Below are 22,543 nucleotides of genomic sequence, written 5' to 3'. Positions count from 1 at the left end.
GATAGAAACGCATCGTTTGTGGGGATTTCTTTGTGTCCTTCAAGCTCAATCGTTAAGGTCAACGATTCTGGTTCCATGAACTTCTTTTACACCTAGTGTATCGGCAACTTCTTGGGCATTTTCAAAGGAAATGCCACCGCCAGGTAAAATCGTTAAACGCTCACCAGCATAGGCGATCAATTCTTTCAGACGATCGAAATTTGCTTCGATTGGAGTGCCTGCAGCACCACCATGGGTCAAAATCCGCTGTACCCCATGCTCAGCTAACCAATCGATCGCCTTGAATTGGCGCGCTACAGGAATCGCGTCGAATGCCATGTGAAAAGTAACCTGCAAGCCTTCTGCGGTTTCTAACAGTAGCTCCAATGCTTCTTCGTCCAACCAGCCGCTAGGAGTTAAGCAACCTAGAACAACGCCGTCTGTTCCTAATTTTTTTGCTTCGATCAAGTCGGTATGCATGATTTTCAATTCTGTATCATTGTAAACAAAATCACCGCCCCGAGGTCGAATGATCGTCATAACGGGTATTCCTTTTTCGCCAGCATATTGCAGAACTTCTTCTTGCACGCCGGTACTTGGTGTTGTTCCGCCGACTGCTAAATTATCACAGAGTTCGATGCGCTTTGCACCTCGGGCGATTGCTAAGGGAATATTGGTATAGTTTTCTGCACAAAATTCTTTTAACATGATTTACCTCCATTTGATGGGTGTTCAATTGATTTGTTATTCTATCCACTAGCATTCTACCACAAGAATATGCTAAAGTAGAGCAGAGATGAGGGAAGTTGAATGTTAAAAAAAATCGATCGCGGGCGCCTATTTTTAAACGCCCATTATCACTTGTTTGAATGTCCATTGTGCCGCCAAGCATTTTTCCCGACCGAAAATGGCTTGGTTTGTCCAAATCGTCATCGATTTGACTTATCAAAGAAAGGCACACTTTTCTTTTTGGATCATCAAGTCAAAGCAGATTATGATCAAGCACTGTTTTTGCCGCGTCAACGAATGATCGCTAGCGGCATGTATGCACCAGTCCTTGAGACCATCAAAGCAGCTTTGGGAGATGCTAAGCATCTTTTAGATGTTGGCTGCGGGGAAGGCAGTTTTCTGGCTCAGCTGGTCAATGAAAAGACTCAGGCGGCTGTCGGCTTTGATATTGCCAAGGACGGAGTCTATCTAGCAACCAATCAAAACGTACCAGCTTTTTGGTGTGTGGCGGATCTGACCAACCTGCCGTTTGCTGAAGCGAGCTTTGATACGATTTTCAATCTATTTTCGCCGTCAAATTATGGGGAGTTTAACCGCATTCTAAGAAAAGGCGGACAGCTGATCAAAGTGGTTCCTGCGGCGGACTATTTAAAAGAGCTACGAGCCGCTTTTTATCCTGATAACGAAACAAAACAGCAGTATTCGAATGAACGGGTCGTTAGCAAATTTTTTGAACACTATCCCAACGCATCCCGTCAAAGAGTGACGCATGTTTTTGCGATCCCTGAAGAAAATCGTCAAGATTTACTTGCCATGTCCCCGTTAGAGTGGGGGGCTTCGGAGGAACGCAAAGAAAAGCTGCGACAAACCCCTTTGACACAGATTACGGTTGATGTTGAGGTGTTGATTGCGAAAATTTCCTGAAAATATTTTGAACTTTTTTGTTATTTACTCTTGCAATCATGCCATGGGAGTGATATATTGTTCTCAAGTCATTTTTCATTGGTTTTTATCAGGTTCCTGTTCTGATAAAAGTTAGTGAAAAGAGCTTCACTAACGTAACGACTCGCAGTGATCGACACCGAGTTGGTACGTTTTTTTTATGCCCAAAAAAGCGCCCAAAAAATGTTGCTTCTAGAAAAACAAGCGTGCCAAAATATGGTACTATAGAAGTTATTGAAGTAGTTACTGAGCATGCAATGGAAAACGTAACGTTTAACGACACAAATCAATGCGAGAACCGATCGGCAGTAACCGATCGAAAGGAGTTTTTATCTATGAATCACATCGTTCTTTTTGAACCTCAGATCCCAGCCAATACGGGGAATATTGCACGGACGTGTGCAGCAACAAATACTCATTTACACTTAATCGAGCCTTTAGGCTTTTCAACGGATGACAAGCAATTGAAGCGTGCTGGGCTTGATTATTGGCATGATGTCAATATTACCTATCATAAAGATTTAGCTGCTTTTATGGACTTTTTAGGAGCGCGTACATTGTACCTGATCTCGAAATTTGCCAATCGTGTGTATTCTGATGTCGATTACACCGCAGATGACGATCAGTTCTTCATTTTTGGGAAAGAAACGACGGGGCTTCCAGAAAGCTTTATGCGAGAGCATGCCGAAAAATGCTTGCGGATTCCGATGAATGATGAGCACGTTCGTTCCCTTAATCTTTCAAATACGGCGGCCTTGATCATTTATGAAGTTTTGCGGCAGCAAGGCTTCCCAGAGTTGGAATTGACGCATCATTACGAGAACGACAAATTAGACTAAGAAGCGAGGCTTTTTCGATGCAATTATACTTTACCCGTCACGGAAAAACAGAGTGGAACCAAGCACGCCGCTTTCAAGGAATGCTGGGGGATTCGCCGTTATTGCCAGAAAGTTATGACGAGATCAAATTACTCGGTGATTATCTGGCAGCTATTCCTTTTGAGAAGATTTACTCAAGTACATCTTTGCGAGCAAAAGTGACTGCCCAAGAGATCCAAGCAAGACTCCAACACCCTGTTGAAATCATTTATAATGAGAACCTGCGAGAAATCGGACTCGGTGAATTGGAAGGTCGGTCCATCGATGAAATGCATGAGAAGTATCCCCAACAACTGAATGATTTGCGTAATCACTTGGATAGATACGATCCCAGTGCCTTTAAAGGTGAGCCGATCCAAGAAACATTGAGCCGAATCGAGACCGTCGTCATGGATGCGGTGATGCAGCATGAAGGCCCATTATTGTTCGTCGGTCATGGAGCATCCTTTACGGCTGCTATACAGTGGCTTGCAGGCAAACCATTAGCCGAATTAAGAGAGCAAGGTGGATTAGTCAATAACAGCGTTAGCTTATTAGAGACGAATGAACAAAAAGTATTGCCTTTTAAACTAAAACTTTGGAATGAAGCAAGCTTTTTAAGCAATCAGGCAGGATTAGACGCTTTATTGTAAACCATGAAAGGAGCGGCACCATGATTCCAGAAAGAACGTTTTTTGTCGGCCATGTTGCCGCCATCTTTTTCCAGAATCCCAGCAATTTTTATAAAGTACTATTAGTTAAAGTCACTGAGAATAATGCCGACTACAAAGACTCGGAGATCGTCGTTACTGGTAGTTTCGGCGAAATCCAAGAAGAGGAAAAGTATCGGTTTTTTGGTGAGCTGGTCAATCATCCCAAGTATGGCGTCCAGTTGAAGGCCGAAAGCTACCAACAAGAACAACCAACCTCTGAACAAGGGTTGATCGCCTATCTTTCTGGAGAAAAATTTCCTGGGATCGGCAAGAAGACCGCTGAAAAAATCGTTGATCTTTTAGGAGAAGAAGCGATCGACCGGATGCTGGAAGAACCAACATTGTTGGAGCAGATTCCAGGATTGAATGAAAGTAAGCAAAAAATGATTTTAGATACCGTTCGGCAAAACCATGGGATGGATCAAGTGATCGTTGGCTTGAGCCGTTATGGTTTTGGTAGTCAGCTTTCTTTTGCAATCTACCAAGCCTACAAAAATGAAGCATTAGCAATTATCGAAGAAAATCCTTATCAGCTGGTGGAAGACATTGAAGGCATTGGCTTTAAACGTGCAGATGGCATCGCTGAGCAACTAGGGATCGAAGCATCGTCACCGCAACGGTTTCGAGCGGCGGTCTTGCATCAGATCTTTGCCCAGTCCTTGCAGACGGGTAATACCTTTATCCACGCCCAGGACTTGTTAGAGCAGACACTGCGTTTATTAGAGACGAGTCGACCTATTGAGATCGCGCCAGACGACCTGGCATCAACGATCATTCAATTAGTGGAAGAAGGAAAAATCCAGCAAGAAGAAACTCGTTTATATGAAAACAGTTTGTACTTTTCTGAGTGGGGAATCGCTAGTTCCATCGAACGCTTGCTTTCTCGCAAAAAAGAGATCGTGTATCCTGAGAAAACAATCAGCAAAACGCTGCGAAAAATTGAGAAGCATTTAGGAATCACCTATGGGTCTTCGCAAGAAGAAGCAATCAAAGAAGCCATTCGTTCGCCATTGTTTATTTTGACAGGAGGACCTGGTACTGGGAAAACGACGGTGATCAATGGGATCGTACAATTGTTTGCTGAGTTGAACGATTTGGACTTAGAGCCATCAAAATACAGCGACGAAACCTTTCCGATTCTCTTGGCAGCACCGACTGGTCGAGCCGCCAAACGAATGAACGAAACGACTGGCTTGCCAAGTGGTACGATCCATCGTTTGTTAGGCTTGAACGGACGTGAAAAAGCGCCATCGATCAGTCCAAAAGAATTAGAAGGCGGCTTACTGATCGTCGATGAGATGTCTATGGTGGATACATGGCTGGCGAATACCCTCTTTAAGTCGATTCCTACGAACATGCAAGTGATTTTTGTGGGGGATAAAGATCAGCTTCCTTCTGTGGGGCCAGGACAAGTTCTTCATGACTTGCTAGCGATCGATGCGATCCCGAAACAAGAATTGACGGAGATCTACCGCCAAGGCGATGGGTCAAGTATTATTCCACTCGCCCATGCCATAAAAAACGGGCAGCTGCCTGCAGATTTTACACAAAACCAAAAAGATCGTTCTTTCTTTGCGTGTGATGCTTACAAAATCGAACCGTTGATCGCTCAGATCGTGAAACGGGCAAAAGACAAAGGCTACACGCCGCAAGATATTCAAGTGTTGGCACCGATGTATCGTGGGGCAGCCGGGATCGATGCCCTTAATAAAATGATGCAAGAGATCTTTAACCCCAATGATGGGACCAAAAAAGAGGTGACCTTCAATGATACGGTGTATCGTATCGGAGATAAGGTCTTGCAGTTGGTAAACTCTCCTGAAGATAACGTGTTTAATGGCGATATGGGCCAAATCGTTGGGATCACTCTAGCCAAACAGTCGGAAGACAAGGTCGACGAGCTGGTCATTCAATTTGATGCCAACGAAGTGACCTATAAGCGGAATGAATGGAACAAGATCACGTTATCCTACTGTTGTTCGATCCATAAATCTCAAGGCAGTGAATTTCAAATGGTTATTTTGCCGATGGTTCATCAATACCAACGCATGCTGCAGCGCAATTTGCTATATACTGCTGTGACCCGTAGCAAAGAGATGCTGATTTTACTTGGTGAACCACAAGCGTACCAAACTTGTGTCAACCACGAATCTGCGACTCGTTTAACGACGCTGAAAGAACGCATCAATGGCACAGAAAAAATGACGCCGTTACAACGAGCAAAATTGGCCCAATTTGAAGAAGCGGATGATCCATTTTATGAGGATTCCTCTGTTGACACGAAAGTAAAAACGTCTTCGACGAAGATAAAGGAGCAATCCAGCACTGAAGTTAGTGCTAACAAGCAAGCGGTAGAAAAGACCTCAGATAGTGGGCTTGATTTGTTTGCTTTTGCCGAGACGGAACCGTCAGCATCAAATCAGACAGAAATGGCAAAGCCTCTTTCAGGGGATAAGGTTCTAAGTGAAGGGACTACGGGGGAAGAAGCACTCATCGAAGAAACGCCAAACGATGGTGTATTGACCTTAACGATGGTCAAAAAGCATTTAGTGGATCCAATGATTGGCATGAAGGATTGTTCTCCATACGACTTTATGCCCGCAAAAAATGGTTGATTCAAAGATGAGAAAATACTAAAAAAGGGTCGTTAGTGAGCGCTTTCTTTTGGTTTTTTAGCTTCTTATGCTAAGCTAAAATCAAAAGGAGGCGTTACGTTATGGCGAAAGAAACCGAAGATAAATTAGCAAAATTAGCAAAAGAATCTGGCAACGACTTTAAAAAATTAGATGAGATGGAAAAAGAATTCAAATTGGATGAAAGTCCTGAGTCAGAACGAGGCGATCGGGAAGAATCAGGGTTAGAAAAAACGTTAGATAAGGCGCCGATTTTTCCGCCTAACACACCGAATAACCCAACGAATCCTGGCAGTCCTGGAAATCCATAGCTTGTCCACAAAAATACTATGACAGTCGGATAATCGAGTAGAAAACAAAAAGCCTGAAGAATGCAGCTTCGCATTCTTCAGGCTTTTTTGCAATCGATGAGGTTTACTTTAAATGCTGATAATAATAGATCGCTAATTGCGTGCGATCCCGCAACTCCAGCTTTTCTAGTAATTGACTGATGTAATTACGAATGGTTCCATCACTCAAATACAAGGCATCAGCGATTTCTTTATTATTTTTACCCGCTGCTACTTCTTTGATGATCGCAAGTTCACGTTCGCTAAAAGATGCTTGATTATCTATCGCTGGTTGGTTCTTCATCATTTGCGTGAAGGTCTCGACGATCTCATTCCCAAACACGACTTGCCCATTGTATGCGGCTTTGACAGAAGGGATGATCGCTTGCAGGTTCTGTTTGATCAAATATCCTTTGACACCGATAGAAAAGGCTTCACGAATGTATTCTTGATCTTTGAAGGTGGTCAAAAGCAAGAGGATCGCTTGGGGAAATTTAGCCAGTATTTCTTTGGCAGCAGCGATCCCAGTTTGTTCCGGCATACGGATGTCGGTCAACAAAACGTCAGGACGATGGGCTTCGTAAAGAGCAATGGCGTCTTTGGCACAATGACCGATATCCAATACCTGAATCTCTTCTGTGCTTTCAAGAATGGTTTGTAACGAGGTCGTCACGAACGGGTCATCATCAATAATGACTACAGTAATCATTGGTGTTCCTCCTTTGGTAAAATGATCGTCAACTGAAAGCGTTGGTTTTCTTGCAAAATATGAACTTGACCTTGTAGCTCCTGGACCCGTTGACGCATCGTTTTTAGACCGATTCCGCTGTTTGCAGTTTGGGGTGAATTGACGTCCTCGTTGGTGATCTGCAAACGGTAAAAGGCGGGCAACGTGCGAAAATGCACGACAACGGTTTTGGCATGACTGTGTTTGATGCTGTTGGTCAAGGCTTCTTTGATGACCATTAAGAAACAGTTTTGCTGTGCTTCGCTCAATCCTTCAAACAAGTTTCCTTCAATCGTTACGGAAGAGGGGAAATCAGCAATCAGAAACTCTATGGCCTGCGGAAAAGAAATCGAGGTTTCATGGAGATCATGAACGCTTTGCCGAATGCGATCCATCCCAGTGTGAACCGTTGCACTCAAATTTGCTAACGGCACATTTAATTTCGGCTCTTGATTGATCATTTCAAGCGCACCAATTTGTAAAATGGCACTCGAAAGTAGATGGCCGACATTGTCATGGATATCTCGCGCGATTCGATTTCGTTCTTCCGCGATTTGTAAGGCTAATTTTGTCTCTTGTGACAGGGCTAATGCTTTGTTTTGTTCCGATAACTGCTGCTGCTTTTCCCAATGGGTATCTTTTGAAGCAATATATTTTTTCTCAAGATCGATCATTCGCTGCTCTTTTTTTCGTAAATAAAAAGCGAAAAGCAGTAGCAGGATGATAAAGGCGAGCTCAGTGGGTGAATGGTTGCCAACCGTCGAAATCAACAAAAAACCTAATAGGAATAAACCATCATCTTGTCTTTCTTTTGGAGCGATCACCCGCATCATTGCGGGCAAAAAGAGGGCAAGCGCTGGCCAAAAGGCACATAGCAGCAACAGAATAACTTGAAAAAACCAGCTTGGTTTCTTAGGCAGCAAATAACTGACGCCAGTAAATAAAACAGCGATCAGCAGATAGATGACTTGCACAGCAACAAATCCTTGGTTTACCAATAAGAACAATGAGATAGCGAGGAAAAAGCCCGCTTCGGTGAGTGGTCGATAGTTCGTCATAGGAGACTCCTTCATTGTGACAAATGTCATGGTTGGTTTAGCCAATCGTCACTAGTTTCTTTCCTTGAACTTTATTATAGTCAGATTAACAAGAAATTTGGAAGGAGTTTTTCATCATGATTATCGAAATTGATAAATTAGTAAAACGCTATGGTGATTTTGTGGCATTGAACCATTTTGATCTGCAAGTTCAAGAAGGAGAAGTTTTAGGATTATTGGGACCAAACGGGAGCGGAAAATCCACCGCCATCAACTGTATGCTCTCTTTGTTAAATTATGACAAAGGGATCATTAAACTGTTTGGATCAATCATGACGCCGGAAAATTATGCCGTCAAGGCAATGATTGGCGTCGTTCCTCAAGATGTTGCCGTCTTTGAAGAACTTAGTGTGCAAGAAAATATCGATTACTTTTGCGGTTTATATGTTGCTGACAAACAGAAACGCCAAGCCTTGATCGAAGAAGTGATTCAATTAGTGGGATTGGAAAATTTTGTGACGTTTCACCCAGGCGAGCTCAGCGGTGGGTTGAAGCGACGATTGAATATCGCCTGCGGGATCGCTCATAAGCCGCGCTTGATCTTTTTAGATGAACCCACGGTAGCGGTCGATCCTCAAAGTCGGAACAAAATTTTAGAAAGTATCAAAGAACTGAATCGTCAAGGAGCGACGATTGTTTATACGACCCATTACATGGAAGAGGTGGAGATTCTTTGTGACCAGATCGTGATTATGGATCAAGGACAGGTGATTGCTAAAGGAACCAAAGAATCTCTAAAAGATATGGTACGGACAGCGGATCGTTTGACCATCGATATCCCCTTACTGCCTGAGCCTGTATTGACAACGATTCAGCAAACCATTGCTTCTGATGGGATCGCCTATAAAAACGGTCAGCTTGAAGTAACAACGACGGAGCTGAATACAGTTTTATTACCGATTCTGACGCTCTTACAAGCAGAGCATATCACTTATGGAAAAATTGCAACCAAAGAAGCCACCTTGAATGATGTCTTTTTAGAGATCACGGGCAAGGAATTGAGAGACTAAAGGAGGGAATCACAATGTTTTGGCATTTTTATAAATACCGCACAAAAGTGTTGCTGCGAAATAAATCCATGCTGTTTTGGACGTTGGCGTTTCCTATCCTCTTAGGTCTAATGTTTATGGCTGCCTTCTGGGAGATCGATCAAGCGGGCAATCTAGAAACGATCACAACGGGGATCGTAAAGACTGGAGATCAATCAGCGCTTTCGGAAAATTTTTCCACCGTCCTTGAACAAGTAAAAATCAATGAAAAACCATTATTTGAACTCGAGGAATTACAAGAGGCAGAGGCAGCTGAGAAGCTGACTGCCGGTGATTTAGCTGGGTATTATCTGATTGATGATGAAACCATTTCTCTGCATGTGGGCCAAGCGGGCATGAGCCAGTCGTTGATGAAAAATGTAATGGATCAATTTTTACAACGCACAGCAATCATTGCTAGTAAAGCGGCAGAACTTGAGAGCCTTGATCTGGCACCAATTCTATCGGCTTTTGAGCAGGAAGCGACTTTTCAAGAAGTGAATGCTGATCGTGACATGAGTTTCAAAAGTTTCTATTTCTTTACGTTGATCGGGATGGCGATCCTCTACGGGACGATGTGGGGTGTCCGCAATGTCCAGGATCAGCAAGCCAATCAATCCGCGAATGGTATTCGGCTTTCCTTGATACCAAGGAAACGGACATTGGTTTCAAGTGCGAATTTAGCGGCAAGTTTTACGATTGTGTTAGTCGAAATCTATCTTATCTTAGCCGTCTTTCGTTTTGTCTATCAAGTAGACTTCGGCGAACGTTGGCAGTGGTTACTGCTGGTTGCCGCATTAGGATCATTGTGTGCGATTTTGCTAGGGACATTGATTGGGAATCTGACACCAAAAATGAATTTGGTGCAAAAGGACGGAATTTTGGTCTCCGTGACGATGGCAATGAGCTTTTTTGCCGGGATGATGGGCTCGGAACAAATCAAGTATTGGCTTGATCTGCATGTGCCACTGTTGGGGCAAGTGAATCTCGTCAATTTGATCAGTGAAAGCCTGTATCAATTGTACTACTATACAGATTTGACTAGCTTTTATACCAATCTTCTATGGCTGACTGGCTTTATCGTCCTATTTGCCATCGGGAATGCTTGGATCGAAAGAGGGGTGCGCTATGACGCTTTATAAAACGATTTGGACTTTGCTTAAAGCAAATAAGTCGAACTTACTGATTGGGGTATTGATCACTGTTGTTGTCACATTCTTTTATGCACAAAGCATCGATGTCGAAAACACCTCTTTGCAAGAGGCAAAAATTGCTTTGATCAGTGAGGAGGAGTCGCCTGTCGTGGATGGTCTCCGAGCCTATTTAAAAGAAAAGCAAACCTTGGTCACGTTGGATGGCACCTCGCAAAAAGAAATTGATGATGCGCTTTATTTTAATCGTGTAAACATTGTCTTGCATGTGCCAGCAGATTTCACTTATCAAGTTGAGGCAGGCAAGATGCCGACGATCGAGATTCAAAGTCGACCCGATGCCTTTTCTAAAACAGTCGTCACTCAGCAAGTGAACACTTTTTTACAAACAGTCCTTTTGTTTCAGGAGGAAGGCAAAACCGTCGCAGCGGCGATAGAACAAGCGCAATCTGCACTAGCGGTCACAGGGGATGTGAAGCTGAGTGCAGAGTATGGGCAGCGAATGAAAAAACTGTTGACTGGCATGACCTTTAACTTATTGTCTTATGGGCTCTTTCTCTCGGTATTTAGCGGGTTTGGTGTGATCAACTTGGCATTCAATCGCAAAGAAATCAGCAAGCGAAACCAGAGTGCACCACTTCCGAAGCGTGTATTGCAGCGGAAAATCCTTCTAAGTTTGATCAGCTACTCGCTACTCTTGACCTTCGGCTTTCTACTACTGATGGTGTTATTAGTGATTCGCACGTCTTGGGATACAGCAGCCTGGTACCACATTTTGAATACGTTCTTGTTTTTATTGCCAGTTATCAGCTTTTCAGCTTGTGTCACTTCCCTGGTGAAAAACTCAGAAGCAATCGGTGGGATCAGCAATATCTTCATAACAGGAAGTTGTTTTGTCGGTGGTGTCTTTGTATCCGCGAATTTCCTGCCAGATATCGTCAATAAAATTGCAGCGTTTACGCCAACCTATTGGTTTGTACAAAACAATACATTGATCAGTGAAACCCTCACTTATAATCAAGCGTTCACAGAATCTTTTTGGTTCAATGGCTTCGTACTAGTTGCTTTTGCTGCCGTATTTTCAATGCTCCAATTTATTTTGGGAAGAGAAGGAAGCCGTCGTTGGCAATACCATTCGGCGAAAAATTAATGATCGAACGGATAGAAAAACGATACAAATCAGCAGCGATTTGTATCGTTTTTTTATGGGCACCAGAATAATTGTGAAGCCGTGGTAAAGGTAATATCAAAGGGGCGTTGCCCCATTTCCTCGCCATCTTCTTGTCCATGTTGAGGAACGGGGGAGATGATTCTCAGCTTCGAAGTGGAAAGATGGTGAAAGTAACGTGAATTCATGTGTTTCTTTCGCATCAGTAAGCCGATCAGCCAAAAAATCTTAAAAAGCGACACACGTTCGACAAGAACGAAATCAAACTTTTTCTCTTTGACTGAAGCGGTTGGAGCAATCGCCACACCGCCGCCAAAGTAAGGATGATTGGTCGTGGTACATAAAAAAGCTTTTTTGTAACTGAACTGCTGCCCATTGCACTCAACTAAGATCGGGAAGCCTTTTTGGCGAAACAAAACCCGAATAATCGCAGCGATATAGGAAAAGGAGCCAAGATTAAACTTATTTAGATTGCTTTTTGCCACAGAGTGATTGGTGGTATAGACGATTGCCGCATCAAGACCAATTCCGACATTATTAAGAGCAATGCCATTTTCTTCTTGGATCTGCTCCTCATAACGGATAATGGTCAATTCTTGAGGCTTAGTAGTACCAGCAATTTTCCAAAATGCTTTTTCTGGTTCCCGCGGCAACTCGATACTCCGAGCAAAATCATTTCCTGAACCAGCAGGGATATAGGCAACGGGGATTTGTTGTTGTTCAAGTTGTAACTCTGAAACTACTTGGTGCAACGTTCCATCACCGCCGATAACCACCAATAATGGATAAAGCATCTCGCCGTTTTCTAAATAGACCTCATCCCAAGGAATGAGGCGCTCTTTTAAGAGTTTTCGTGTAATCGTTCGTTCATCACCTGGAGACTTTGTTAAATAGACTTGATGGGGGAAACGATGTTTTTTTACGATTTTTTGCACACGTTCCACCGCTTTTTTTCCTCGTCCACTGCCTGAGACAGGGTTCACGAGGAAGTGATAATAATAGTTCATTTTATGAATAGCTCCATATCGTTTTTTCGTTCAATGCGATTAATTATAGCATGTTTCGACAGAAGGAGGGGGGACGATGCCTGAAAAAAAGAGCAAAAAAATAGATTCGACGATTGTGCTTTCTAGGTTCTCAAAGGTTCTTATGTCCACTTTGATCCTCAGGTAACGATGCCCATCGCCGAATCCTATTCAATTAGTAAGGAGTAACTCAAATTCCCACATCCTTTGTCTTTTATTCTAAGTTGACAACAATTCTTTTCTTGCAGAACCTGCTTCGTCTGCTTTACTGGGAATCCTTGCTCCTTACACTTACAGTATAGCAGGTTTTCCTATTTTAGCAATCGCTTACAATGTTTACTTTGTGCATTTTAGAGAATTTTAAACTTTCTAAAGGAAAGGTAAAAATAGTAGCAACTTCCTCTTTTCGCACCAAACTCGGAAGCTGTCGTCCAAGTGTTCCCGAAGTGAGCAAGCTGTGAGAAGGCAGGCATTTAAGCTGAAATTTTTTTTTGAATTTTAGTTCATATTAAAATAATTATAAAATGTCTAATTATCTTTTTATTAATATTTCTTCCGTTTTACTTGTTAAAAAAATGCGATAGGAGTAAATTAAAGGTGTAAAAACTTATTTTAGGAGGAATTAGGATGTGTACTGCGCTAACGTATGTAACGAAGGATCATTATTTTGGCAGAAATTTTGATTACGATGTTTCTTATAAAGAAGTGGTGACCATTACTCCGAGAAATTATCAATTGAAATTTCGCAAAGTAAGTGAAATAGATCACCATTATGCGATGATCGGGATTGCTGCTGGAGTCGCTGAATACCCACTCTATTATGATGCGGTCAACGAAAAAGGCTTAGGTATCGCTGGTTTGAATTTTCCAGAAAATGCTGTATACAATGAGTTTCAAGAGGGGAAAGAAAATGTCACGCCTTTTGAATTCATCCCATGGATACTAGGACAATGCGCTACCGTGGAAGAGGCAAAAGCCCTGTTGGCGAAGGTTAATCTGGTAAAGATCAATTTTAGTGAAGAACTACCATTATCGCCATTGCATTGGATGATTGCTGATAAAAAGAGCGCCATCGTTGTTGAGAGTATGAGTGATGGTCTTCATATTCATGAAAATTCGGTCGGGGTCTTAACGAATAATCCGCCATTTGACTACCAGTTATTCAATTTGAATAACTACCGTGTGTTATCATCGAAAACACCAGAAACGCATTTTTCTGACAAGCTGGATTTTGATGAGTACAGTCGTGGAATGGGGGGCTTAGGTCTTCCAGGAGATCTTTCTTCGATGTCTCGTTTTGTCAAAGCGGCATTTACCCGATTGAATTCCGTTTCTGGAGAATCTGAATCCGAAAGCATTAGTCAGTTTTTCCATATTCTAGGTTCTGTCGAACAGCAAAAAGGACTATGTGATATTGGAAATGAAAACTATGAATACACGATTTATACTTCTTGCTGCAATACAGATAAAGGGATCTATTACTATCGTACGTATGAAAATAGTCAAATCGTTGCAGTCGATATGAATAAAGAAGATTTGGGAGGCAATGTACCGATTTCTTATCCATTAGTTGAAGACCAACAAGTATTTTTCAGTAACTGATCCATTTTTAAAACCCCATCTCAATGCCGTTTTGAGATGGGGTTCTTTTTCTGCTTTGTTTCAAACCGAATCGCTCTGACTCGGTGTTGCCTTCGTTTGTGCAGTGCGTTTATTGGGAAATGGGAAAAAGCGATTCACCAGTATGGCGATCGTCATGCCTATGAAGCTGTCAATAATCCGATTAAAGGCATACAAGTATGATTCAGTTTGAGGAATCATAAATAAAATCGTCAATAGTGTGGCACAGGCGCCAACTGTTCCCTCGGAGTAATCAAATTTGACCAATAAAGCGATCATCAACATGATCACTAAAGGGATCGCAATGATTTGTATAACGGACGAATGTCCGAAAAAGTTAAATATCGCAATACAAAACACGGAAGCGATTGCGCCAAAGCTGTTGCCGGCAATCCGATGTTTCCCGTATTTGACAGTGTTTTCATGGTCTTCTCGTAATGTGAAAACAGCTGTGATCGTCGATACAACATACGTTTCACGATTCAAAAGAAAACTAATCAAAATACATAGAAATACACTAATGCCAGTTTTTACATTTCTTAAGCCAAAGGTCAATCCAAATAATTTCAATCATGCCATCCTCTCAAAACAATTTCAACGAAATAGATTATACCATATCGCAAGCACTCATATTTTAGATTTTCAGAAAAATGAACAACGATTCTTTCATCGTGCGTTGAGAGGTAAATTCTACCAGTAGTCGAAAAGCTAGTTTTATCCTATGCACTTATCAACTTTGAGTATTGAAAGGAATACAATAAGTAAACCTAACTTAAAATGAATTGATTTTCGCATTCCTCGTTTAAAGCTCCTTTCCATTTCCATGAGTGATCCTTCTTTTGATTTTTCAGTCCTGTTATCATTTATATAAGTTGTTTTGATAAAAAACTACTTATTGTTTATAAAAAGTTTGTTTTTTAGATATTATATTGAGATAATCAAAAATAAGGATGGGATAAAATGAAAAAAGTTTCTGTATTACTTGTTTTCTTACTTGGTTTTGTTGTTTTTCCAGTGACAGTTTTCGCTGCTTCTTCACCGAGCGTGAGCTATCAAACGAATGTCCAGTCTCAAGGGTGGCAATCATGGAAAACAAACGCTCAGACGTCAGGGACTACAGGAAAAGGGAAGCGACTTGAAGCAATCAAAATAAAAATTACAAACGAAAAATATAAAGGAAGTATTGAATATAAAACATCCATTCAGAAACAAGGATGAGAAAAATCTTTTAGAAAAAATGGTGCGCTATCTGGTACAAGCGGTAAGGGGCAACGTTTGGAAGCGATCCAAATCAAACTTACCGGTGAGATCGCTAAATATTATGATGTCTATTATCGAGTCAATGCACAACAATTTGGCTGGATGGGCTGGGCAAAAAACGGGCAGTCCTCAGGAACTTCTGGCTTTGGCTTTCAATTGGAAGCAATTCAGATTAAGCTGGTAAAAAAAGGTGGGAAAGCACCTGGAACGACGAATAATGGCTTTCGAGATGGACGAAAAAAATATGTAGATAAACGGGGCAAAGGGTTGATCAAAGGGTCAAAACAAAAGATTTATCACCTGCCGGGCAGTCAATACTATAAGAAAACGACCAGTCCGATTCGTATGTTCAAGACAGAGGTGGAAGCTTACAAAGCGGGCTTTCGACCAGCTAAATAGAGAAAGACTCAGTCAATGTGTACACAATCGGGCACTTGAAACTGGTTCGATCACTATAAACAATTCCTTCACCTCAGCGGGAAAGGAGTTTTTTATTCCATAGTATTTTTTGCTAGATATGAGGATTCACAAAGTAAGTTTACTGGCTGCCCGCTTTATAGGCTGATCCTTTTTTTAGCGAGGTTTCAGCACAAAGCTACCATCTTCATCGTTCATTCCTTCAATAAATGTAAAAATAATATTTTTACCATCTCTTTCAAGGAAGAAGTAGGACATCTCAGTTTCATATTCTGGATCTTGCATCACTAGCTGATTGTCTTCAAGGGTATAGTTGTAGGTATACTCGAATTCTTCCCAGACTACCCCATCAAAAGCTACTCCAAGCTCTTCCAGTTCATCATCTTCTTCTGATTGTAGCGAGCTATTATCGGTACCAATAGTAAGATTCGTTTCACTAAATGTGGCTGTCATCACTGCATACTCACCATCATCATCATCTATCTCAATAAGCCAGTCATTTTTTTGTAAGTCTTCTTTTGTGATATTTTCATTACCATTACCATTTCCACAACCAACAGCTATGACCATCAGAAGGAGAGTTATTAAGCTGATCGCTATTTTTTCATTATTACAACTTTTCACCTTTTTATTTTTGTTTATTTGAGTATATTGTAACATATTTATTGCGTACCTCGTTAAAGTAAAAAAATATGATTATCCATCACGTGATTTGCGACATCGATTACAAGTGCTTCTCTCCCTTCTTTTTTTAGTTTTGCTATCTGAAAGATCAGCATGACTAGCGGTACTTTTTTATTAGTAAGCGTAGGCTTTGCAAGAGTATTTCTCATTGAGTTTGCTTTCCAAAAGTATGCTTTTATTGGAAGCCGAAAAGAAAAGCTACCCCATGAGCCGTGACTAGCTTGTTTAAGTAGAATAAAGAAGCACTGAATGAATGGCAATCGGTGAGAAACTTGACTTAGAAAAAGCTTTTAAGGTGATTTAGAAAAGGATTTGGCTGGTTTAACATTGATATATGGCTATTAATGTGTATAATAAGTACTTGTGCGAAGCGCACCGCGGTTCATCAACCATCCCGCGTAATCAAAACTCGGAGAAAGTAGGGATCAAATGGAAAAATCAACAAATCTAACCAATCAACGTTTGCGTGTCGTCGCAGCCAATGGGATCATTATGGCACTTTATGTTGCTGTAACGGTTCTGGTCGCACCAGTCGCCTCAGGAGCGATTCAATTCAGAATATCTGAAGGGTTGAATCACTTAGTCGTTTTCAACAGAAAATTGATGTGGGGTGTCGTCGGTGGGGTCGTTATGTATAACTTGTTCTTTGGAATGGGGATCTTGGATGTCGTATTCGGCGGTTTCGGAAGCTTTTTAGCCTTAGGAGCAACTGCCTTGGTACATAAGAAGATTCCAAATGTTTTCTTAAGACTCGCATTTAATACAATTGTTTTTTCATTAAGCATGTTCCTGATTGCGATTATGCTAAACATCACCTTAGCATTACCTTTCTGGCCAACCTTTGCAACAACGGCATTGAGTGAATTTATCGTGATGACGATCACTGCACCTGTGATGTATATCATCAATCGTGCCGTTCGTTTCGATAAGCGCGTTTAAAAAAAATCTTGTTTTTTGCTTTGATGGTTCTCAAAAAACAAGAAAAAAGATCATTCCTTTCTTTCTTAGGAATGATCTTTTATTTTATTCTGCTTTTAGGTCTTCGATCTCCACAACTTTGAAATTTTTTGCTTCCAGTTGAGAAACGATCTTGTCGCATAATTCTTTTGATGTGTTCGCTGGTAAAGTGATCATCGTACGACGGATAAATTCATCTTTACCGATATCCAGTGTGATACAGCTGGCAATACTGCTGTATTTTGCGATTATTTTTGCGATGACTGCTAAGTCGCCTTGTTGACCAGTTGATGCGATCGTCAACACATAGCTTCCTTGCTCAACACTCCATGACTGTGACAACATGTTCAACAAAGAACTGTGTGTCAAGATGCCATAAAATTGATTGTTTTCATCTAATACAGCAATATAAGGCAATTCTTTGATCGTGAAGAAAACGTTAAAGAAAGAAGAATTGACATAAATAAATTTGGTCGCATTTTTTAGTAGATAAGTGACTGGCAAAGTCATGTCGCCGCCGTTTGCTTTGTGGCGATAAATGTGCATTTTATAAATATTTCCTCTGAAAATCTTGCCTGATTCATCTAGGATAGGCACACAACGATAACCAGATTCTTCCAAAATTGCCAGCGCTTCTTCTAAAGTAGCTGTTTCTTTTACCGTTGTTAAATCGCGTTTTTTGTAAACCATTGTTTTTAATAACATAATTTTCCCTCCCAAATACCCATTTAACACCATTATCATACCACAAAATTAGAAGAAACTATATTTTTACGACAGAAAATCAAAAATTGACACATTCTTAAATAAATGGTATTTTTAGTGTTGGAAAACTTTATAAAAAGGGGGAGGACACTAAGATGGCAACAAAAAAAGCTGCTTTGGCTTGTTCTGTCTGCGGATCCCGCAACTATTCAAAATCAGTCAGTGAAGGTAAAAAAGGCGAACGCCTTGAAATCAACAAATTTTGCAAGTATTGTAATCAATATACGTTGCATCGTGAAACGAAGTAAGGAGGGAATCAAATGAAATTTTTGAAAAATGTTGTTGAAGAAATGAAAAACGTTTCTTGGCCATCGAAAAAGCAATTACGTAAAGATACCTTTGTGGTGATTCAAACAACCATTATTTTTGCATTGATGTTCTTTGTGATGGACACACTGATTCAAACAGTCTTCAATTGGATCCTAAAGTAAGACTTCTTACTGATAGCGCTAGTCATTTATCGCAAATCATGCTATAATCGCTTTGAGGAAAAACTTCGGTGCAGCTGAGGTTTTTTTATTTTACAAAAAGATGGGGAGTCCGAAAAAAATGGAATCTTTTGAAAAAAATTGGTATGTACTGCATACGTATTCTGGCTATGAAAACAAAGTAAAAGCGAACCTAGAGTCACGTGCACAAAGCATGGGTATGGGTGATTATATTTTCCGTGTCGTCGTTCCCGAAGAAGTAGAAACAGAAGAAAAAAACGGCAAAACCAAAGAAATCGTTCATAAAACATTTCCTGGCTATGTATTAGTTGAAATGGTCATGACGGATGAATCTTGGTACGTTGTACGTAATACTCCTGGGGTAACAGGTTTCGTTGGTTCCCATGGTGCAGGAAGCAAGCCAGCGCCTTTATTACAAGAAGAAATCAATTCAATTTTACGTTCGATCGGTATGAGCACTCGGACAGTTGAACTGGAAGTAGAAATTGGCGAAACCGTCAAAATCATCGAAGGTGCGTTTTCTGGTCTAGAAGGACAAGTAGCAGAAATCGATGAAGAAAAACAAAAACTAAAAGTGAACATCGATATGTTCGGTCGTGAAACGAGTACAGAACTTGATTTTGAGCAAGTAGATAAGATTTAACTACTGGATTCACTAGCAAGAATGACTCTTTTACGGTAAAATAACAGTAATGAGAATAAAGTGGACCAATTCGTTGGCCCACTTTTTTTCTCAAAATAAGTAAGCGCTTTATAAGAGGAAGGGGTCCTATGTCAAAACTAGTCACTTTTTTTAGAGTAAAGTTTCACAATGATTTTCATCCCCATGGTAAAGGGATGATCTCTGTACATAATGGATATAGCTTGTTATTTCTTTTCAATTTGCTGCTATTTTTCTTTGCTATGTTGTTTTTTGATCCAATGGTGGCAATCGAAGAGCTCAAGTTGATTTTGTTTTCGGAAAGTCATTTAGTCACCGATTATATTGCCATGACCTCGGTAGGGACGGCTTTGTTAAATAGCAGTCTGATGACCTTTGTAGCGATCTCGATTTGCTATCACTATCGGGTACCGATCACGGGCGGTGCAGTCTCTGCGATCTTCATGGTGACTGGCTATGGTTTTTTTGGAAAAAATCTCCTTAATTTTATCCCAATATTTTTAGGCGTTCGACTGTATTCGTATTTTATGAACGAACCATTGAAAAAATTTCTGTTGATCGCCCTCTATGGGTCATCGGTTTCCCCAATCGTCAGCTATTTTGCTTTCAATGATTCCTTACCACCATACTTTAGTCTAGTGATGGGGTATGGCATTGGGATCTTCACCGGTTTTTTGATGGTTCCTATGGCCTTATACTTTCAAGCGCTGTTTCAAAGCGTCAGTCTATACAGTGCGGGATTTACTTCAGGGATGCTATGTACACTGGTCGCTGCCATCTGCCGAATGTTTGGCTTGACGATCGAGCTAAGAACATTAGTATCTCAAGAGCAGCAACCTCGATTGATTTTTATGATGCTGGTTTTAGGAGGGGTATTCGTCGGCTATGGCTTGTTGATGGCGATCAAGAAAAAACGATTGAATATGCGAGCGATTTGGTCGCATAGTGGCAAAATCGAGCGAGATATTTTAAGGGATACTGGCGTTTATAATACGATGATCAATATGGGGTTAATGACATTCTTGTTAGTGGCTTACGTTGTCAGTATTGGAGCGGTTTTAAATGGACCAGTTATCGGTGCGATCTTTTGTGTCATCGGCTTTTCTGCTTGTGGCTCTCATGTGTTTAACTCGCTGCCTTTATTGGCAGGGGTGACGATCGCCAATCTATTGAGCGTATACACCATCAACGAGACGGTTACAGTCACGTCAGCGATTTTTGCGATGATGCTCTGTGCAGTAACGAATGCCTATGGCTGGAAAGGCGGCTTGGTGGTCGGTTTTGTCCACGCCTCAATGGTACTGAATATTGATTTCTTACATGGAGGTTTGAATCTGTATAACAATGGTTTTTCTGGCGGGCTCGTCGCCATGATGATCATTCCCTTATTGGATCTCAGCAAACAGCTCTGGCAAAAATCAGCCGATCAGGCACAAGCTACCCAGGAAGAAAAACCACAAATGGACTTGAAAGCACAAGAAAGCGAGCAGCCATTGGTCACGTTGGATCAAACAGAAGGGAAACCTAAATTTTCCGAGCCTGTGAAGGTATTAAAACCCGTTGCCCAAAAGAAACACTATAGGTTAGGCGAGTGGGAGTAGAAAAACCGCCAATGTCGTTTGTTACTTGTTTAACAAGTGTGGATTACTTGTCTTTTCGTCGCTGGAAATCATGGGAAAATGAAAACCAACCAAGAACAAGCAACGATTGGTTGTTCTTGGTTGGTTTTTATTCGTGTTCGTTTCTAAAAAAATCAACGATTGGCTTCTAAGATTTCTGCCTGCAAGCGTTGGGCAGTCGGTGTCATGGCTAGACCGCCTTCAGCCGTTTCCTTGAAAATGCTAGGCATTTGGCGACCGACTTGATACATCGCTAAGACCACTTCATCAGGTGGGATAACACTTTCGATTCCTGCCAGTGCCATGTCGGCAGAGATAAAGGCTTGGGAAGATCCCAGGGCATTGCGCTTCACGCATGGGACTTCGACTAAGCCCGCGACAGGGTCACAAATCAAGCCCATCATATTTTTGAGGGTGATCGCCACCGCTTGAGCCGCTTGGTGAGGGGTGCCACCTTTTGCACAAACCAAAGCTGCCGCTGCCATTGCGCTAGCAGAACCGATCTCCGCTTGACAACCGCCTTCGGCTCCAGAAATCGAGGCATTGTTGGCAATCACTAGACCAAAGGCGCCGGCTGTAAACAAAAAGTCGACTTGTTGCGCTCGAGTCAGTGCCAAACGTTCACGTACGGCCATCAAGACACCAGAAACAACACCCGCACTACCGGCGGTCGGTGTTGCACAGATCAAGCCCATTTTCGCATTGACTTCGTTGACTGCAATGGCATTTTGGACCGCTTGTAGAATGGTTTCTCCGCTTAAAAAATCACCGGCAGCAAGGTAGTCGTTCATGCGTGTCGCATCGCCGCCGGTCAATCCCGTCACCGATTTTACACCAGCGACACCTTCAGCGACTGATTGTTCCATAACAACTAAATTCTTTTCCATGATTGCAAGGATCTGTTCGCGACTACGGCCAGTATTTTCAGCTTCGATCGCAATCATCATCTCTGCAACGGAAGGATAATTTTTACTCTCTGTTACTAATTCTTCTATTGTATAGAACATGTGCCTTTTCTCCTTTAATCAAAATACGCAGCGCTGTAAACGTGTGGCAAAACTTTGATTTGTTGCGCCAGCTGATCATTGCGCTGATCGACTTCGATGATCATGATTGCTTTATCACCGACAGCTTCTCTTGTTACGGTCATCGTACCGATATTGATTTGAGCCTCTGATAGTAAATTGGTTACTTTTGCAATCATTCCTGGAACATCTTGATGAACGATCACATAAGTTGGCGTACCCAGCGTCAGAGAAATTTTGAAGCCGTTAAGCTCTGAAATTTGAATATTACCACCACCGATCGAGATACCAGTGACAGAAAGTTTGTGGCTACCTTTTGTCAAAATCATCTTGACCATATTTGGATGTTCCGCTTTTTCTTTTTTAGGAACGAATAGGACTTCGATCCCTTTCTCATAAGCGATTTTTAAAGAGTCTGCTAGGCGAGCATCATCTGGCTCCATGCCTAAAAGACCGCCAACTAACGCAATATCGGTTCCATGACCGCGATAGGTTTTGGCAAACGATTCATACAAAAGGATATCAACACTGTCTGGCTGTTCGCCAAAAATACTGCGAACGATTTTTCCGATCCGAGCCGCACCGGCTGTATGAGAACTGCTGGGACCCACCATGATGGGACCGATTATATCAAATACACTGCGGTATTTTAATTGTTCCATTTTTTTCACCTCGATAGTAGTAAACGAATAGGGAAGAATTCCAGTA

25 protein-coding genes and 1 pseudogene are annotated in these 22,543 nt (G+C 41.6%); 17 read left to right on the top strand and 9 right to left on the bottom strand.

The features are described from left to right. Nucleotides 1–45: 45 nt before the first annotated feature. Nucleotides 46–687, bottom strand: a complete 642-nt coding sequence (locus tag IGJ44_RS10275) for a copper homeostasis protein CutC (protein WP_005229722.1) — start codon at nucleotides 685–687, stop codon at nucleotides 46–48. A 102-nt stretch (nucleotides 688–789) separates the two neighbouring features. Here IGJ44_RS10275 and IGJ44_RS10270 point away from each other — a divergent pair, with 102 nt between their 5' ends. The 5 genes from IGJ44_RS10270 (at nucleotide 790) to IGJ44_RS10250 (ending at nucleotide 6,164) form a co-directional block, all read left to right on the top strand. Beyond that, on the top strand, nucleotides 790–1,632 hold the full coding sequence (locus tag IGJ44_RS10270) for a methyltransferase domain-containing protein (RefSeq protein WP_005229724.1): 843 nt from the start codon (nucleotides 790–792) through the stop codon (nucleotides 1,630–1,632). Nucleotides 1,633–1,985: 353 nt separating this feature from the next. Next, complete coding sequence (gene trmL / locus IGJ44_RS10265) at nucleotides 1,986–2,489, top strand: tRNA (uridine(34)/cytosine(34)/5-carboxymethylaminomethyluridine(34)-2'-O)-methyltransferase TrmL (RefSeq protein WP_430605687.1); 504 nt, start codon at nucleotides 1,986–1,988, stop codon at nucleotides 2,487–2,489. 17 nt (nucleotides 2,490–2,506) lie between these two features. Then, nucleotides 2,507–3,160 carry a histidine phosphatase family protein gene (locus tag IGJ44_RS10260; protein WP_074535163.1) on the top strand — a complete coding sequence of 218 codons (654 nt, stop codon included), beginning with the start codon at nucleotides 2,507–2,509 and terminating at the stop codon, nucleotides 3,158–3,160. Nucleotides 3,161–3,180: 20 nt separating this feature from the next. Further along, nucleotides 3,181–5,835 carry an SF1B family DNA helicase RecD2 gene (gene recD2, locus IGJ44_RS10255; protein WP_074535164.1) on the top strand — a complete coding sequence of 885 codons (2,655 nt, stop codon included), beginning with the start codon at nucleotides 3,181–3,183 and terminating at the stop codon, nucleotides 5,833–5,835. Nucleotides 5,836–5,936: 101 nt separating this feature from the next. Then, a complete protein-coding gene (locus IGJ44_RS10250) occupies nucleotides 5,937–6,164 on the top strand; it encodes a hypothetical protein (protein WP_005229738.1) in 228 nt (75 codons plus the stop codon). A gap of 103 nt (nucleotides 6,165–6,267) precedes the next feature. Here the strand turns inward: IGJ44_RS10250 and IGJ44_RS10245 are convergent, their stop codons facing one another. Together IGJ44_RS10245 and IGJ44_RS10240 are read right to left on the bottom strand one after the other, a co-directional pair. Further along, nucleotides 6,268–6,891 (bottom strand): response regulator transcription factor, encoded by a 624-nt coding sequence (locus tag IGJ44_RS10245; RefSeq protein ID WP_060792249.1) that lies wholly within the window; start codon nucleotides 6,889–6,891, stop codon nucleotides 6,268–6,270. Beyond that, a complete protein-coding gene (locus IGJ44_RS10240; RefSeq protein ID WP_370447897.1) occupies nucleotides 6,888–7,997 on the bottom strand; it encodes a sensor histidine kinase in 1,110 nt (369 codons plus the stop codon). Before IGJ44_RS10240 ends, IGJ44_RS10245 begins: the two co-directional genes overlap by 4 nt. Before the next feature lie 86 nt (nucleotides 7,998–8,083). Between IGJ44_RS10240 and IGJ44_RS10235 the strand changes: the two genes are divergently transcribed. Genes IGJ44_RS10235 through IGJ44_RS10225 form a run of 3 tightly spaced genes read left to right on the top strand, consistent with a single transcriptional unit; the run spans nucleotide 8,084 to nucleotide 11,335 of the window. Further along, the gene (locus IGJ44_RS10235; RefSeq protein WP_060792250.1) at nucleotides 8,084–9,016 is read left to right on the top strand and encodes an ABC transporter ATP-binding protein; all 933 of its coding nucleotides are present in this window, start codon (nucleotides 8,084–8,086) and stop codon (nucleotides 9,014–9,016) included. Nucleotides 9,017–9,030: 14 nt separating this feature from the next. Further along, nucleotides 9,031–10,176 (top strand): ABC transporter permease, encoded by a 1,146-nt coding sequence (locus IGJ44_RS10230; protein WP_060792251.1) that lies wholly within the window; start codon nucleotides 9,031–9,033, stop codon nucleotides 10,174–10,176. After that, nucleotides 10,163–11,335: an ABC transporter permease gene (locus IGJ44_RS10225; RefSeq protein ID WP_010749441.1), complete on the top strand. Its 1,173-nt coding sequence runs from the start codon at nucleotides 10,163–10,165 to the stop codon at nucleotides 11,333–11,335. The genes IGJ44_RS10230 and IGJ44_RS10225 overlap by 14 nt, the downstream gene beginning before the upstream one ends. Before the next feature lie 53 nt (nucleotides 11,336–11,388). On the opposite strand, the gene IGJ44_RS10220 is transcribed toward IGJ44_RS10225, so the two are convergent. Next, on the bottom strand, nucleotides 11,389–12,360 hold the full coding sequence (locus IGJ44_RS10220) for a diacylglycerol/lipid kinase family protein (RefSeq protein ID WP_060792252.1): 972 nt from the start codon (nucleotides 12,358–12,360) through the stop codon (nucleotides 11,389–11,391). A 645-nt stretch (nucleotides 12,361–13,005) separates the two neighbouring features. On the opposite strand from IGJ44_RS10220, the gene bsh reads away from it, so the two are divergent. After that, on the top strand, nucleotides 13,006–13,980 hold the full coding sequence (gene bsh / locus IGJ44_RS10215) for a choloylglycine hydrolase (RefSeq protein ID WP_060792253.1): 975 nt from the start codon (nucleotides 13,006–13,008) through the stop codon (nucleotides 13,978–13,980). Between the two features lie 60 nt (nucleotides 13,981–14,040). On the opposite strand, the gene IGJ44_RS10210 is transcribed toward bsh, so the two are convergent. Further along, entirely contained in the window at nucleotides 14,041–14,568 is a 528-nt protein-coding gene (locus IGJ44_RS10210; RefSeq protein ID WP_074535165.1) for an FUSC family protein, read from the bottom strand. A 390-nt stretch (nucleotides 14,569–14,958) separates the two neighbouring features. On the opposite strand from IGJ44_RS10210, the gene IGJ44_RS10205 reads away from it, so the two are divergent. The 3 genes and pseudogenes from IGJ44_RS10205 to IGJ44_RS10195 all read left to right on the top strand — a co-directional run bounded on the left by IGJ44_RS10205 (nucleotide 14,959) and on the right by IGJ44_RS10195 (nucleotide 15,657). Next, nucleotides 14,959–15,216: a hypothetical protein gene (locus tag IGJ44_RS10205; RefSeq protein ID WP_074535166.1), complete on the top strand. Its 258-nt coding sequence runs from the start codon at nucleotides 14,959–14,961 to the stop codon at nucleotides 15,214–15,216. Nucleotides 15,217–15,237: 21 nt separating this feature from the next. Further along, nucleotides 15,238–15,294, top strand: a pseudogene (locus tag IGJ44_RS10200) (hypothetical protein); the annotation flags it as partial. After that, nucleotides 15,274–15,657, top strand: coding sequence for a hypothetical protein (locus IGJ44_RS10195; protein WP_081343849.1), 384 nt, complete (start codon nucleotides 15,274–15,276; stop codon nucleotides 15,655–15,657). The pseudogene IGJ44_RS10200 and the gene IGJ44_RS10195, both read left to right, overlap by 21 nt. A 174-nt stretch (nucleotides 15,658–15,831) precedes the next feature. On the opposite strand, the gene IGJ44_RS10190 is transcribed toward IGJ44_RS10195, so the two are convergent. Next, the gene (locus tag IGJ44_RS10190) at nucleotides 15,832–16,335 is read right to left on the bottom strand and encodes a hypothetical protein (RefSeq protein WP_074535167.1); all 504 of its coding nucleotides are present in this window, start codon (nucleotides 16,333–16,335) and stop codon (nucleotides 15,832–15,834) included. A gap of 453 nt (nucleotides 16,336–16,788) precedes the next feature. Between IGJ44_RS10190 and IGJ44_RS10185 the strand changes: the two genes are divergently transcribed. Continuing rightward, complete coding sequence (locus IGJ44_RS10185) at nucleotides 16,789–17,298, top strand: QueT transporter family protein (RefSeq protein WP_074535168.1); 510 nt, start codon at nucleotides 16,789–16,791, stop codon at nucleotides 17,296–17,298. 84 nt (nucleotides 17,299–17,382) lie between these two features. Here the strand turns inward: IGJ44_RS10185 and cbpA are convergent, their stop codons facing one another. Next, nucleotides 17,383–18,021: a cyclic di-AMP binding protein CbpA gene (cbpA, locus tag IGJ44_RS10180; RefSeq protein WP_005229762.1), complete on the bottom strand. Its 639-nt coding sequence runs from the start codon at nucleotides 18,019–18,021 to the stop codon at nucleotides 17,383–17,385. Between the two features lie 155 nt (nucleotides 18,022–18,176). Here cbpA and rpmG point away from each other — a divergent pair, with 155 nt between their 5' ends. From rpmG to IGJ44_RS10160, 4 genes are all read left to right on the top strand, one after another. Next, a complete protein-coding gene (gene rpmG / locus IGJ44_RS10175) occupies nucleotides 18,177–18,329 on the top strand; it encodes a 50S ribosomal protein L33 (RefSeq protein ID WP_005229764.1) in 153 nt (50 codons plus the stop codon). A gap of 12 nt (nucleotides 18,330–18,341) precedes the next feature. Further along, on the top strand, nucleotides 18,342–18,512 hold the full coding sequence (gene secE, locus IGJ44_RS10170) for a preprotein translocase subunit SecE (protein WP_005229766.1): 171 nt from the start codon (nucleotides 18,342–18,344) through the stop codon (nucleotides 18,510–18,512). A 118-nt stretch (nucleotides 18,513–18,630) separates the two neighbouring features. After that, on the top strand, nucleotides 18,631–19,173 hold the full coding sequence (gene nusG, locus IGJ44_RS10165) for a transcription termination/antitermination protein NusG (protein ID WP_005229769.1): 543 nt from the start codon (nucleotides 18,631–18,633) through the stop codon (nucleotides 19,171–19,173). A gap of 128 nt (nucleotides 19,174–19,301) precedes the next feature. Continuing rightward, entirely contained in the window at nucleotides 19,302–20,792 is a 1,491-nt protein-coding gene (locus tag IGJ44_RS10160) for a DUF1576 domain-containing protein (protein WP_015509956.1), read from the top strand. Nucleotides 20,793–20,944: 152 nt separating this feature from the next. On the opposite strand, the gene sdaAA is transcribed toward IGJ44_RS10160, so the two are convergent. Together sdaAA and sdaAB are read right to left on the bottom strand one after the other, a co-directional pair. Further along, entirely contained in the window at nucleotides 20,945–21,817 is an 873-nt protein-coding gene (gene sdaAA, locus IGJ44_RS10155; protein ID WP_010749448.1) for an L-serine ammonia-lyase, iron-sulfur-dependent, subunit alpha, read from the bottom strand. Nucleotides 21,818–21,831: 14 nt separating this feature from the next. Beyond that, a complete protein-coding gene (gene sdaAB / locus IGJ44_RS10150; protein ID WP_005229781.1) occupies nucleotides 21,832–22,497 on the bottom strand; it encodes an L-serine ammonia-lyase, iron-sulfur-dependent subunit beta in 666 nt (221 codons plus the stop codon). Between the last annotated feature and the right edge of the window lie 46 nt (nucleotides 22,498–22,543).

This window comes from Enterococcus sp. DIV1368d (assembly GCF_050542975.1).
GTDB classification, from domain to species: Bacteria; Bacillota; Bacilli; order Lactobacillales; family Enterococcaceae; genus Enterococcus_D; species Enterococcus_D casseliflavus.
The sequence above is the reverse complement of the archived record's forward strand: the minus strand, read 5'-3'. Positions and strand labels throughout refer to the sequence as shown.

Bases quoted from the DNA above. Each gene is read 5' to 3' on its own strand.
- IGJ44_RS10275 (WP_005229722.1), bottom strand. From the start codon at position 687: ATGTTAAAAGAATTTTGTGCAGAAAACTATACCAATATTCCCTTAGCA.
- IGJ44_RS10270 (WP_005229724.1), top strand. From the start codon at position 790: ATGTTAAAAAAAATCGATCGCGGGCGCCTATTTTTAAACGCCCATTAT.
- trmL (WP_430605687.1), top strand. From the start codon at position 1,986: ATGAATCACATCGTTCTTTTTGAACCTCAGATCCCAGCCAATACGGGG.
- IGJ44_RS10260 (WP_074535163.1), top strand. From the start codon at position 2,507: ATGCAATTATACTTTACCCGTCACGGAAAAACAGAGTGGAACCAAGCA.
- recD2 (WP_074535164.1), top strand. From the start codon at position 3,181: ATGATTCCAGAAAGAACGTTTTTTGTCGGCCATGTTGCCGCCATCTTT.
- IGJ44_RS10250 (WP_005229738.1), top strand. From the start codon at position 5,937: ATGGCGAAAGAAACCGAAGATAAATTAGCAAAATTAGCAAAAGAATCT.
- IGJ44_RS10245 (WP_060792249.1), bottom strand. From the start codon at position 6,891: ATGATTACTGTAGTCATTATTGATGATGACCCGTTCGTGACGACCTCG.
- IGJ44_RS10240 (WP_370447897.1), bottom strand. From the start codon at position 7,997: ATGACATTTGTCACAATGAAGGAGTCTCCTATGACGAACTATCGACCA.
- IGJ44_RS10235 (WP_060792250.1), top strand. From the start codon at position 8,084: ATGATTATCGAAATTGATAAATTAGTAAAACGCTATGGTGATTTTGTG.
- IGJ44_RS10230 (WP_060792251.1), top strand. From the start codon at position 9,031: ATGTTTTGGCATTTTTATAAATACCGCACAAAAGTGTTGCTGCGAAAT.
- IGJ44_RS10225 (WP_010749441.1), top strand. From the start codon at position 10,163: ATGACGCTTTATAAAACGATTTGGACTTTGCTTAAAGCAAATAAGTCG.
- IGJ44_RS10220 (WP_060792252.1), bottom strand. From the start codon at position 12,360: ATGAACTATTATTATCACTTCCTCGTGAACCCTGTCTCAGGCAGTGGA.
- bsh (WP_060792253.1), top strand. From the start codon at position 13,006: ATGTGTACTGCGCTAACGTATGTAACGAAGGATCATTATTTTGGCAGA.
- IGJ44_RS10205 (WP_074535166.1), top strand. From the start codon at position 14,959: ATGAAAAAAGTTTCTGTATTACTTGTTTTCTTACTTGGTTTTGTTGTT.
- IGJ44_RS10190 (WP_074535167.1), bottom strand. From the start codon at position 16,335: ATGTTACAATATACTCAAATAAACAAAAATAAAAAGGTGAAAAGTTGT.
- IGJ44_RS10185 (WP_074535168.1), top strand. From the start codon at position 16,789: ATGGAAAAATCAACAAATCTAACCAATCAACGTTTGCGTGTCGTCGCA.
- cbpA (WP_005229762.1), bottom strand. From the start codon at position 18,021: ATGTTATTAAAAACAATGGTTTACAAAAAACGCGATTTAACAACGGTA.
- rpmG (WP_005229764.1), top strand. From the start codon at position 18,177: ATGGCAACAAAAAAAGCTGCTTTGGCTTGTTCTGTCTGCGGATCCCGC.
- secE (WP_005229766.1), top strand. From the start codon at position 18,342: ATGAAATTTTTGAAAAATGTTGTTGAAGAAATGAAAAACGTTTCTTGG.
- nusG (WP_005229769.1), top strand. From the start codon at position 18,631: ATGGAATCTTTTGAAAAAAATTGGTATGTACTGCATACGTATTCTGGC.
- IGJ44_RS10160 (WP_015509956.1), top strand. From the start codon at position 19,302: ATGTCAAAACTAGTCACTTTTTTTAGAGTAAAGTTTCACAATGATTTT.
- sdaAA (WP_010749448.1), bottom strand. From the start codon at position 21,817: ATGTTCTATACAATAGAAGAATTAGTAACAGAGAGTAAAAATTATCCT.
- sdaAB (WP_005229781.1), bottom strand. From the start codon at position 22,497: ATGGAACAATTAAAATACCGCAGTGTATTTGATATAATCGGTCCCATC.